The 11,941-nt window shown below is 68.5% G+C and carries 9 protein-coding genes and 1 pseudogene; 8 read left to right on the forward strand and 2 right to left on the reverse strand.

Annotation, left to right across the window (positions count from 1 at the left end; genetic code table 11):
* Positions 1–25 precede the first annotated feature (25 nt).
* Positions 26–1,306 (reverse strand): cytosine deaminase, encoded by a 1,281-nt coding sequence (locus tag C2R22_RS07950; RefSeq protein WP_103425281.1) that lies wholly within the window; start codon positions 1,304–1,306, stop codon positions 26–28.
* A gap of 154 nt (positions 1,307–1,460) precedes the next feature.
* Between C2R22_RS07950 and codB the strand changes: the two genes are divergently transcribed.
* Positions 1,461–2,852: a cytosine permease gene (gene codB, locus C2R22_RS07955; protein ID WP_103425282.1), complete on the forward strand. Its 1,392-nt coding sequence runs from the start codon at positions 1,461–1,463 to the stop codon at positions 2,850–2,852.
* A 55-nt stretch (positions 2,853–2,907) separates the two neighbouring features.
* Here the strand turns inward: codB and C2R22_RS07960 are convergent.
* A pseudogene (locus C2R22_RS07960) lies at positions 2,908–4,283 on the reverse strand (uracil-xanthine permease family protein).
* 82 nt (positions 4,284–4,365) lie between these two features.
* Here C2R22_RS07960 and C2R22_RS07965 point away from each other — a divergent pair.
* The 7 genes from C2R22_RS07965 (at position 4,366) to C2R22_RS26230 (ending at position 11,845) form a co-directional block, all read left to right on the forward strand.
* Complete coding sequence (locus tag C2R22_RS07965; RefSeq protein ID WP_103425283.1) at positions 4,366–5,409, forward strand: alcohol dehydrogenase catalytic domain-containing protein; 1,044 nt, start codon at positions 4,366–4,368, stop codon at positions 5,407–5,409.
* Positions 5,410–5,417: 8 nt separating this feature from the next.
* The gene (locus tag C2R22_RS07970; RefSeq protein ID WP_245902935.1) at positions 5,418–6,560 is read left to right on the forward strand and encodes an MFS transporter; all 1,143 of its coding nucleotides are present in this window, start codon (positions 5,418–5,420) and stop codon (positions 6,558–6,560) included.
* Between the two features lie 76 nt (positions 6,561–6,636).
* Positions 6,637–7,854 carry a CaiB/BaiF CoA transferase family protein gene (locus C2R22_RS07975; RefSeq protein ID WP_103425285.1) on the forward strand — a complete coding sequence of 406 codons (1,218 nt, stop codon included), beginning with the start codon at positions 6,637–6,639 and terminating at the stop codon, positions 7,852–7,854.
* Positions 7,855–7,957: 103 nt separating this feature from the next.
* Positions 7,958–8,482 carry a (2Fe-2S)-binding protein gene (locus C2R22_RS07980; RefSeq protein ID WP_103425286.1) on the forward strand — a complete coding sequence of 175 codons (525 nt, stop codon included), beginning with the start codon at positions 7,958–7,960 and terminating at the stop codon, positions 8,480–8,482.
* Positions 8,482–10,953 carry a xanthine dehydrogenase family protein molybdopterin-binding subunit gene (locus C2R22_RS07985; protein ID WP_103425287.1) on the forward strand — a complete coding sequence of 824 codons (2,472 nt, stop codon included), beginning with the start codon at positions 8,482–8,484 and terminating at the stop codon, positions 10,951–10,953. The genes C2R22_RS07980 and C2R22_RS07985 overlap by 1 nt, the downstream gene beginning before the upstream one ends.
* Complete coding sequence (locus C2R22_RS07990; protein WP_245902936.1) at positions 10,950–11,543, forward strand: FAD binding domain-containing protein; 594 nt, start codon at positions 10,950–10,952, stop codon at positions 11,541–11,543. Before C2R22_RS07985 ends, C2R22_RS07990 begins: the two co-directional genes overlap by 4 nt.
* Entirely contained in the window at positions 11,540–11,845 is a 306-nt protein-coding gene (locus C2R22_RS26230; RefSeq protein WP_245902938.1) for an FAD binding domain-containing protein, read from the forward strand. Before C2R22_RS07990 ends, C2R22_RS26230 begins: the two co-directional genes overlap by 4 nt.
* Positions 11,846–11,941 lie beyond the last annotated feature (96 nt).

Consider the following 11,941-nt stretch of genomic DNA (forward strand, 5'->3'; position numbering starts at 1 on the left):
GCCTCGGCCCTCTCTGACGAGTCCCTCAGCGGTGAAAGTCCACCCGACGCTCTCCGTCGGGTCGACGGACGACGGTCTCCCGCGGTTCGGTCTCCGCGACGACGCGGCCCTCCCTCAGGACGACTGTCCGCGCGGCTCTCGTTCGAAGGGCGTTGAACGGGTCCGGGCTGTCGTAGACGACGAGTGAGCCCTCGTTGCCCGCTTCGAGTCCGTACTCCGTCGCCCCGAAGACCGCCGCGTTCGATTCGGTGAGCATCCGCCAGAGCGTCTCGACGTCGCCGCGACCGCTCATGTGCGCGTAGTGCAAGAGGACGAACGCGGCGTCGAGTTGATCGCCCGTCCCGTAGTGGTACCACGGGTCCATCACGGAGTCGTGGCCGAGCGCGACCGTCACGCCCGCGTCGTGTAACTGGTCGATTCTGGTGTGCCCTCGCCGTCTGGGGTAGTCGTCGTACCGCCCCTGCAGGACGCTGTTGTCCGGCGGGTTCGTGACGACGCTCACGCCGCTCTCCGTTACCAAAGAGATCAGTTTGTCGGCGTACGCGTTCGAGTACGAGTGCATCGCCGTCGTGTGGCTCGCGGTCGTTCTCTCCCCGAGCCCCCGCTTCAGCGCCTCGCTCGCCAGCACCTCGGTGAAGCGCGACCCCGGGTCGTCCGTCTCGTCGATGTGGAGGTCGACCGGAGTTCCGTACTGTTCGGCCAGGTCCATCGCCATCTCGACCGAGGCGACGCCGTCCTCACGGGTGTGTTCGTTGTGCGGGATTCCACCCACGAGGTCACAGCCCATCTCCATCGCCTCGCGCAGGAGGTCCTCGTGACGCGGTCGGGTGAAGACGCCGTCTTGGGGAAAGGCGACCACCTGGAGGTCCACGAGGTCGGACACCTCCTCGCGGAGTTCGAGCAGCGCCTCGACGCCCGCCAGCGTCTCCTCGGTGGTGTCGGCGTGCGTCCGAACCCTCGTGATGCCGTTGGCCGCCATCCACTCGACGGCCTGCGTCGCCCGCGCCTTCACGTCCTCTTTCCGGAGCGACTCCTTGTGGTCGGCCCAGATTCGAATCCCCTCCGCCAGGGTTCCGGGGTCGTTCCAGCGCGGGTCGCCCGCGGTCAGTGTCGCGTCGAGATGCAAGTGCGGTTCGACGAGCGGTGGCGTGACCAGTCTCCCGTCGGCGTCGTACCGGCGATCGGCGTCGAACGCCTCGGGGTCGCCCTCGCCCGCCGGAACGATTCGGTCGAGACGCCCCGCGCGAATCTCGATGTCGACTCGGTCCCCGTCGAGTGTCGTTGCGTCGGTGACGACGTAATCCATACGGGCAGAGGTGGGAGGAAGGGCATAACTGTTCGGTGGCTGTGGAGAAAATATCGGTACGGGGCTAAGGAATCGAAGGACTGTAGTGGTGTTTTCCGAGGTTCGGTAGCGTATTATGACAAGATATAAATAGGACATTCGAACATAGTGTGTCATGGCAACACAAGACACAGACTTCGATTGGCGGACAGTCGTCTTCGGTGACGAGGACCTCCCGGACCCCGACTGGCCGGTCGACCACGTCCCGAAGTCGGAACGGAAAGGGCTGGTGAGTATCTCGGCGGTCCTCCTCGGCTTCGTGTTCTTCGCGGGCACGATGTGGGCGGGTGCGGAGGTCGGTGCCGCGATGGGCTTCGGTCCGATGCTGGCCGCGATGGGGGTCGGCTACGCCATCCTCGGCGTCTACGTCGCGGCGCTCTGTGCCATCGCCGCCAAGGCCGGTCTCACGACGGTGCTGCTCGCACGGTACACGTTCGGGCGACTGGGCGCGAAGTGGGCCGACCTCCTCCTGGGCGGGACGCAGGTCGGGTGGTTCGGCGTCACCATTCCAATGATCGCCATCCCGATGGCGACGTTTCTGGGTCTCGATACGCCGATGTTCGTCTCTGTGCTCATCGTCGTCTGGGGCGTGTTGCACCTCGCGACGGCGTACTTCGGCTACGACGGCATGGAGCGCCTGTCGTACGTCGCGGTGCCGGCGCTGGTCATCGTCGGCCTGCTCTCTATCGGTATCGCCGTCTCCGACGTCGGCGGCGTCGGCGGCCTCCTCGCGGCGACCGGCGGCAGCGAGATGGCGTTCGGTGCCGCCGTGACCATCGTCGTCGGGACGTTCATCAGCGGCGGGACGCAGGCGCCCAACTGGGCGCGGTTCGCGTCGAGCAAGCGCGTCGGGTTCTGGGCGGGCCTCGTCGCCTTCCTCGTCGGCAACGGCTTCCTCTTCATCTCGGGTGCGGTCGGCGGATCGGTGTACGACGTGTCGCCCGCGGGCGACCTCTACGCCGTCCTGACCGCACAGGGGCTGGCGTTCATCGGCCTCGTCGGGCTGATGTTCAACATCTGGACGACCAACGACAACGCCGCCTACGCGTTCGGCGTCGCCGGGAGCGAGGCGTTCGACTTCGACCGCAAGCGACCGTTCGTCCTCGTCGGCGGCGCGGTCGGCATCCTCCTCGCGCTGGCCGGCGTCGACAGTCTCCTCATCCCCTGGCTCTCGACGCTCGGCCAGTACGTCCCGCCCATCGGCGGCGTCCTCATCGCGGACTTCCTGGTCGTGTGGGGGCTGACCCGCATCCCCCGGATGGACGACGTCTCCTTCGCGGGCGTGCGGTGGGTGTCCGTCCTGGCGTACGCCGGCGGCTGTCTCGTCGCCGTCCTCACCGCCGGGTCGGTGATCCCCGGCGTCGCGGCACCCCAGTTGATTCCCGGCATCGCCTCGCTCAACGGCATCGTCGCCGCCGGCGTCCTCCACGTCGTCGGCTACTACGCGCTCGAACGCTCCGGCGTCCTCCCGGGCCACACCGTCGCCACCGACGCCGACTACGTGTAAAAAAGCGGTTCGAGTCGCGCTGTTCTCTCTCTTTCGGTGCTCGGGGCGGTTCGCCTCAGTCGTCCGTGCCCTCCGGAGCGACGCCAGCGGCTTCGGGGGCCGGTTCACCGTCGGACGGCAGGACGAGGTTCAACACGAGCGCCGTCACGCCGCCGGCGATGAGCCCCGACCCGGCGAGCAGGCGGAGGTCCTCCGGGAGGCTCGACAGCACGTCCGGGCGCACTTCGACGCCCAGACCGAGCACGATTGAGGTGGCGACGATGGTGAGGTTCCGCTGGGTGAGTCGCGCGCGGGTGAGGATGCGGACGCCGACGGAGAAGATCATCCCGAAGAGGACGATGGCGGCCCCGCCGAGCACCGGATTCGGCATCGCGGCGACGACCGCCGCGACCTTCGGGACGAAACCGAGGACGACGAGGAAGCCGCCGCAGATGGCGACGACGTACCGACTCGCCACCCCCGTGAAGCTGATGAGACCGACGTTCTGCGAGAAGGAGGTGTTCGGGAACGCCCCGAAGACGCCGGCGATGCCGCTCATGGCGCCGTCGGCGACGAGGGCGCCTTTCAGTTCGTCGCCTTCGGGGTCGCGCCCGACCGCTTCCGTGGTCCCGGAGACGTCACCGATGGTCTCGATTGCCGTGATGATGTACGCGAAGGCGACGACGAGGACGGCGCTCGGGTGGAACTCGACGCCGTAGCGGAGGGGGATGGGGAACGCGAACCATCCCGCCGTCGCGACGCCGCTCAGGTCGAGCAGTCCGAGCGGGATGGCGGCGACGTAGCCGACGACGACGGCGAGGAGCACGCTCGTCATCCGGAGGAAGCCGTCGAAGAACTGGTTGACGCCGACGGCGATGAGGAAGACGAGCGCCGCGAGGCCGACGTTCGCGGCGTTCCCGTACGTCGGCGCGCCCGGCCCGCCGGCGGCGTAGTCCATCGCCACCGGGACGAGCGTGAGGCCGACGAGCATCACCACGACGCCCGTCACGAGCGGGGGAACAGCCCCCGGATGTCGTCGATGAAGTAGCCGATGATTATCTCGACCGGCGCGGCGAGGATGACCGCCCCGAAGATGGCGGCGAGACCGAACTGGTTCCCCACGTCGATGAGCGGCGCGACGAAGATGGCGCTCGTGCCCATCACGATGGGGAGTCTGGCGCCGACCGGCCCGACCGGATACGCCTGGACGATGGTCGCGACCCCGGCGACGAGCAGCGCCATCTGGAGGAGGAACGTCGTGTCCGCCTGTCCGACCCCGATGGCGCCCGCGATGACGATGGGGAGCGCGACCGTCGAGAGGAACATCGCGAGCAGATGCTGGATGCCCAGCGGGATCGCCTCGCCCGCCGGGGGTTTGTCCTCGATGTCGTACTCGACGATGCTGGTCGTCGACGACTCCGCTGTCGAATCGTGGCTGTCACTAGTTGACATGGCGCGTGTGTATGGATAACCCATGAGCATAACTGTTCGGTCCACGACAAGGTTTATCAGACGCTGGGGCGCACCTCGGCGCATGACCTCGATGAACGCCGTCGTCCTCGACGAGTGGGGCGGCGACCTCACCGTTCGACAGGTGGACAGACCCGACCCCGGTTCCGGCGAGGTCCGCGTCGACGTGCGCGCCTGCGCCGTCACCCGGACCATCGAGAACGCCGTTCAGGGCGGGCTCTCCGACGACCCCGCGCTCACGCCGCGGGTTCCGGGCCACGAGTTCGCCGGCGTCGTCAGCGAGGTGGGAGCGGGCGTCGACCTCTCCGTCGGGGACCGCGTCCTCGCGTACTTCTACCTCACCTGCGGGACGTGTGACCACTGCCGCCGCGGTGAGGCTAACCGCTGTCTTCGCTTCCGAGGCTGGTACGGCGTGAACTGCGACGGCGCCTACGCCGAGTCCGCCGTCCTCCCGGCCGCGAACGCGCTTCCCCTCCCGGAGGAAACGGGGTTCGCCGCCGGCGCCATCGCCGCGGACGGCCTCGCGACGCCGCTGCACGTCTGTGAACGAACCGGCGTCGACGACACCGATTCAGTACTCGTTGTCGGGGCCGCCGGCCGTATCGGCGTCCACCTCTCGCAACTGGCCGCCAGCCGCGGCGCGCACGTCGTCGCCGCCGACATCGACCCCGAGCGCCTCGCCCACGTCGACGACCTGACCCCGGACACGGTCGTTCCCGTCGACGCCTCCGGTGGAGAGTTCGCCTCCCGGGTTCGAGACGCGACGCCCCGGGGAGCGGGTCCCACCGTCGTCGTCGACACCGTCGGCGACACCGACACGCTCGGTGACGCCTGGGAGGCGATGGCGATGGGCGGACAGGTCGTCTCGCTCACCACCCACCACGACCGCACCTTCGACGTCCCGATGAAGGAGTACGTCGTCAAGGAGGCTTCCTTCCTCGGGTCGCGCTACGCGACGAAGGACCAGGTGGTCCGCGCAGCCAGACTGTTCGCCGACGGCCGGGTCGACCCGGTCGTTCGACGACGGGTCGGACTCGACGAGGTACCCGCGGTTCACGAGGAGCTTCGAGCCGGTGAGACGTTCGGGACGACCGTCCTCGAACCCTGAGTTCGACGGTGTCGACCTCACAACTTCCGCGGCGGGCGCTGTCGACGCTCGGAACCGGCCTGTTCGGTCTCGGCGTCGCCGTCGGCTCCTACGGCGCCGTCGTCTCGCTCCTCATCGACCGCGGGGTCGCGCCCGACGCGGCGGGGTTCGGCATGACGCTGTTCCTCCTCACGCAGGGGCTCGCCGCCCTCCCCGCGGACCGCCTCACGCGCGTGATGTCCGTCCCCCGGACGTGTGTGCTCGGGTTCGTCCTGGCGACACTGGCCGCGCTCGTCGGGGGCTGGGCGACGCTCCCGGCCGCACTCGCCTCCCGAACACTCCTCGGCGTCGGCCAGGGCGTGGCGTTCGTCGCGGCGATGAAGTACGTCGGTCGGCGCGTCCCCGACCGAACGGCGGCCGCTCAGGGGCTCCTGGGCGCGCTGTTCACCCTCGGATTCGCCGCCGGTCTCGCCGCCGCACCCGCGCTCGTCCGGTGGAACCCGGTCGTCCCCGCCGTCGGTGCCGCCGCGCTCATCGGTGTGGGCGCCGTCGGCACCGCGACGCTTTCGGGCGTCCGAACCGAACCGCCCCTCCCCGTCGCGGCGTACCTCGCGCCGCTCCGCTCCCCGACCGGACTCGCGCTCGGCCTGGGGAACATGGCCACGTTCGGCTTCCTGATGGTCGCCGGCACCTGGTACCCGGACGTGCTCCGGGGGGCCGGCGTGCCGGTGACGGCGACGCTCGTCGGCTTCTCGCTCTCGACGGTCGTCGGCCGGGCCGTCGGCGGCCACCTCTCCGAACGCGTGGGCGACCGCCGGACCGTCCTCGTCTCGTTCGTCGGCACCGCCGTCGTGCTCTCGCTTCTGGCGCTCGCCCTTCGAACGGAGGCCCCGTGGCTCCTCGTCGCCGCCGTCGTGGGGACCGGGCTCGGGTTCGGCGTCCCGTTCGGGCCGCTGTTCGCCCTGGCCTTCTCGGAACTGGCGGACGACGCCGGCGTCACGCTCGTGGCGATGCTCCTGGTCGGGAACGTCGGCGCCGTCGTCTATCCGTGGCTCCTCGGTCGGACGCTGTTGGACACGAACTCCTTCGCGCTCGGCTTCGTCGCGATGGCCGCCACCGTGTTCGGCGTCTCCGTCCTGTGGATGGCGGCGGTCGGGACCGAGACCGGATGACGCGACTCGGACCGCGCGCCTCCCGACACCGCGCAGTACCGACAACACTTTTGCTCCGCCCGCGAGGCTACGACGCATGAACACGAACGGCACACGAATCCTCGACGGAGTGACGGTGGTCGACCTCTCGACGTTCGTCACCGGGGGGTTCTGCTCGCTCATGCTGGCGAACCAGGGCGCGGACGTCATCAAGGTCGAACGTCCCGGCACCGGCGACGACATCAGACACTCCGGCCCCCCGTTCGTCGACGGCGAGTCCCCCTACTACTGGACGCTCAACTACGACAAGCGGAGCGTCGAACTGGACCTGAAGACGGAGAGCGGGAAGGAGGCGCTGTACGACCTGGTGGCAGAGGCGGACGTCTTCGTCCAGAACTTCAGACCCGGCGTCGCCGACCGCCTCGGCGTCGACTACGACACGCTTTCGGACCTCAACGAGGGCCTCGTCTACTGCTCCATCTCCGCGTTCGGCGACACGGGTCCGTGGAGCCAACGGCCCGGCTACGACCTCCTCGTGCAGGGGATGAGCGGCATCATGAGCGTCACGGGCGAACCGGACCCCGAGGGACGCCCGGTCAAGGTGGGCCTCCCCCAGACCGACCTCATCACGGGGATGTGGGCCGCCTTCGGCGTCATGAACGGCCTCTACAAGCGCGAACTGACGGGCGAGGGCGACCGGGTCGAACTCGGCATGCTCGACGCGACGCTCCCCTGGCTGACGAAGCAGGCCGGGAAGGTGTTCGCCGGCGAAGAACCGACCAGAATGGGGACGAAAGACCCCGTGCTCGCGCCGTACCAGACGTACGCGACGGAGGACGGCCACCTCAACGTCGCCTGTCTGAACCAGAAGCTGTGGCGTGACTTCTGTGCCGCCATCGACCGCCCGGGCCTCGTCGAGGACGACCGGTTCGAGACGAACGCCGACCGAGTCGAACACATGAGCGAACTGGAGGCCGAAATCGAGGACGCCCTCGGGAAGAAAACGACGGACGAGTGGATGGACGTCCTCGTCGACGCCGGCGTCCCCGCCGGACCGGTGCAGTCGGTGGAGGAGGCGCTCTACAACGAACAGACCGAGGCGCGCGGCGTCGTGAGCGAGGTGTCGAGCGAGGACGGCGACCGGACGGTGCCGACCATCGAACACCCCCTGAACTTCGCCCACGCCGAGAGCGGCTTCCGCTCGCCGCCGCCGAAACTGGGCGAGCACACCCGCGAGGTGTTCGCGGACCTGGGCTACTCCGAGGAGCGACTGGACGAACTGGCGGCGGCGGGCGCGTTCGGCGACAGGGAGTAGGGCCGTCGGCGGGCGTCGTCGTTCGAACCGAGCGACGGGGGTCGACACCCTCCTCCCCGTCTCGACGCAAGGATTATCACACGCGGCACAGAAATGAACGGACATGAGCACCGGTACCACAGAGGGTGATGAGGCTCGCCCGACCGAGACCGTCACCCTGACTGTCAACGGTGAGGAGGTCACCCGCGAGGTCGAACCTCGGCTGAAGCTCTCCGACTTCCTGCGCACCGAGTGTGGGCTCCGCGGCGTCCGCGTCGGATGCGAACACGGCGTCTGCGGGGCGTGCACCGTGATGATGGACGGCGCGACGGTGAAGTCGTGTCTCACCTACGCGGTGCAGGCCGAGGGACTCGAAATCGAAACCGTCGAGAATCTCGCCGACGACGGCGAACTCCACCCGCTCCAGTCGGCGTTCCACGAGGAACACGCCCTCCAGTGTGGGTTCTGTACGAGCGGGTTCGTCATGTCCGCCTTCGAACTCCTCGAAGAGAACTCCGACCCCTCCCGCGACGAGGTGAAGACGGCCCTCTCGGACAACATCTGCCGCTGTACGGGCTATCACAACATCTACAGCGCCGTCGAGCGCGCGGCCGCCGAACTCGCGGTCGACAGCGAGGAGCGTTCGTAATGTCCCGCGCCGAGACCGAGTCCGCGGGCGACACGAGTCCGAAGAGCGAACGCGAGTCGTACACCGGCCAGTCGGTCAAGCGCGTGGAGGACTACGACATCCTCACGGGACGCGCGGAGTACATCCACGACATCACGCCCCCCGACTGCCTCCACATGGCGCTCGTCCGCAGCGTCCACCCCCACGCCCGCATCGAAGAGGTCGACGTCTCGCGGGCGCTGGACCACCCCGACTGCGAACTCGTCATCACCGGCGAGGACGTGAAACGAGACTACAACCCGATGCCCGCCGGCCTCGAAGGGTTCGAGGAGTGGTCGCTCCCCACGGACAAGGTGCGGTACGCGGGCGAACCCGTCGCCGCCGTCGTCGCCTCCGACAGGTACGCCGCCGAGGACATCGCCGACCGCGTCGTGATCGACTACGAGAAACTCGACGCCGTCGCGGACGCGATGGACGCGCGACGGGACGAGAACGTCATCCACGAGGACATCGGCACGAACGTCCCCGACGCGGAGCGGTTCGAGTTCGGCTCTCCTGCCCAAGCGTTCGAGGAGGCCGACCACGTCGTCGAGGGCGAGTACTCGTGGGGACGTATCTCGGGCGTCCCCCTGGAGACGGCGGGCGTCGTCGCGGAGTACGACCCGGAGAAGGACGCGTTCGACATCGACTGCAACATCCAGCTACACACGCTCGTCGACGACACCGTCTACGACACGCTCGGCTATCCGCCCGAGAAGGTCCGGCTGAACGTTCCGGCCGACGTGGGCGGGAGCTACGGGACGAAGATCGCCATCCACCGCTACTGCTGTCTGGCGGCGATGGCGTCGCAGTACCTGGATGGAAAGCCGATAAAGTTCGTCGAGGACCGCGTCGAGAACCTCCAGGGGGGCGACATGCACTCCTCGGAGCGCGACTACCGGGTGAAGTTAGCCGTCGACGACGACGGTACGATTCGGGGACTGGACGTCTGGTTCATCGATGACTTCGGCGCCTACCCACGCTACCCGGTGAACCAGGTCCTCAAACCGCTCGCCGCGCTGACGAACGCCTACCACATCGAGGACGTGGCCTACGAGTACGAACTCGCGCTGACGAACAAGACGTGCCAGACGGCCTACAGGGGGTTCGGCGTGCCGTCTCATCTCTACGCTCTGGAGATGCTCGTCGACGAGGCGGCCCGGGAGTTGGGAATGGACCCCGTCGAGTTCAAGCGGCAGAACCTCATCGGGCCGGAGGAGATGCCGTACGTCCTGCCCTCGAAGAACATCTACGACTCGGGTGACTTCCCCGCCGCCTTCGACCGCATCGTCGACATCGTCGACGAGGAGGAGCGCGTCGAGGGCGGACTGCTCGACCCCGAGGTCGTCAACGAGCGCCGCGAGGAGGGGTACATCCGCGCGGTTTCCCCATCGATTCACGTCGAACCCGGCGTGTCGGGGTCGGACTGGACCGACCGCCAGCGCACCGACCGTTCGACGCTCGACGACCGTGACCGCGACGACGTGGCCGAACTTCCGGAGCACCTCAGAGGGAGGGTCAGCGACGACGGGAGCGTCGAGGCGTTCATCGCCACCGACTCGCAGGGACAGGGCCACCGGACCCTCGTGGCGCAACTTCTGGCCGACGCCCTCGAACTCACTCCCGACGACGTCGAGGTGTCGTACCTCGACAGCGTCGAGGCTCCGACGGAGTACGGAACGGCCGCCTCGCGGATGGCCGTGATGCTCTCGGGCGCGTCGGAGGGCCTGGGCGAGTTGCTGAAGACGAACCTCCGCGAACTCGGCGCGCGCGAGTTCGACTGCGCAGTGGAAGACGTCGTCTACCGCGACGGGGCGGTCGAACACGTCGAGACGCGCGAGCGACTCGACCTCGCGGACCTGGTCGCCCGCGACTCCGAGCGCGAGTACACCGCCGTCGCGTACGACTACCAGCACCCCGCCTCGGTGCGCGAGGAGTTCGACGAGGCCCTCACTGGAAAGCTCCCGGTCTACCCGACCGCGGCGTTCGCGGCGAACGCGCCCGTCATCGAGGTGGACACCCGAACCGGACAGGTCGAAATCCTGAAGTTCTACACCTTACGCGACTGCGGGACCAGACTGAACCCGATGATCGTCGACGGGCAGGCGATGGGCGGGCTCGCCCAGGGCATCGGCGCCGCGCTGTACGAGGAGTTCGGCTACGCCGACGACGGCCAGCCACAGGCCATCACGCTGTTCGACTACCTCCTCCCCTCGGTGAAGAACATGCCAGACCTCGAACTGTACCACCAGGAGACGCCGTCGCCGTACACGGCCACCGGCGCGAAGGGGACGGGCGAGGGCGGGATGATAGACGGCCCCGCCGCCATCGCCTCCTCGCTCAACGCCGCGCTCGCGGAGTTCGACATCGTGGTCGACCAGATTCCCGCGACGGGTCACCGGGTCCGCCGCTGGCTCCGCGAGGCCGGCGTCGAGTCGGGGGTGAGCCGATGAAGCCGACCCAGTTCGAGTACGACCGTCCCGAATCGATGGACGAGGCGCTCGAACTCTTAGAGGAACACCTCGACGCCGAACTCCTCGCCGGCAACCAGTCGCTCGGCATCATCATGGCGAACCGCTTCGCCTCGCCCGAGCGACTCGTCGACATCAACCGCCTCGACGACCTCGCGTTCGTCGACATCGGCGAGGACGAGGTCGAAATCGGCGCGATGACGCGCCACCGCACCCTCGAACGACACGACGACCTCCGGGCGGTCCTCGAAGTGCTCCCCGAGGCCGCAGAACAGATCGCCGGCCCGGCCGTGCGGAACCGGGGGACGATGGGCGGGAGCGTCGCGGAGGCGGACCCCGCCGGCAACTACCCGACCGTGCTGTCGGCGCTCGGTGGCGAACTCCACGTCGCCTCCGTCGAAGGCGAGCGGACCATCCCCGCCGACGACTACTTCATCGGGTACATGTTCACCGACTTAGAGGAGAACGAACTCATCACGAGCGTCTCCTTCCCCGCGAACCGTTTCCCGTCGGGAGGAGCGGAAGTGCGTTCGTCGAACTCAAGCGCGGGGCGCAGACGTGGCCGACCGTGAGCGCCGCCTCCGCGGTTCGCGTCGACGACCCCTCCGCCGACGAGCCGCTCGTCGAGACGGCGCGCCTCGCCGTCGGCAACGCGGCCGGCATCCCCCTTCGCATCGACGACGCGCTCGACGAACTGGTGGGTGAACCCCTCTCCGACGACGCGCTCGAATCAGTGGCAGAGACGGTCCGCGCCGACGCCGACCCGACCGACGAGATGCACGCCGACCCCGAGTACAAGACGGAGATGGCCGGCGAGTACGCCGTCCGTTCCCTCCGAACGTCGTACGAGCGGGCCTGTGCGGGCGGGAACTGACGGGTCGTCCCTTCGTCGCTCTCTTCACGTCGACGGATTCTTCGAGAGGACCGTGCGGTCTGGCGCGCGAGTGGGCCTGCTCGCGCTTCCGTGCGC

This window comes from Salinigranum rubrum (assembly GCF_002906575.1).
Lineage (GTDB): Archaea > Halobacteriota > Halobacteria > Halobacteriales > Haloferacaceae > Salinigranum > Salinigranum rubrum.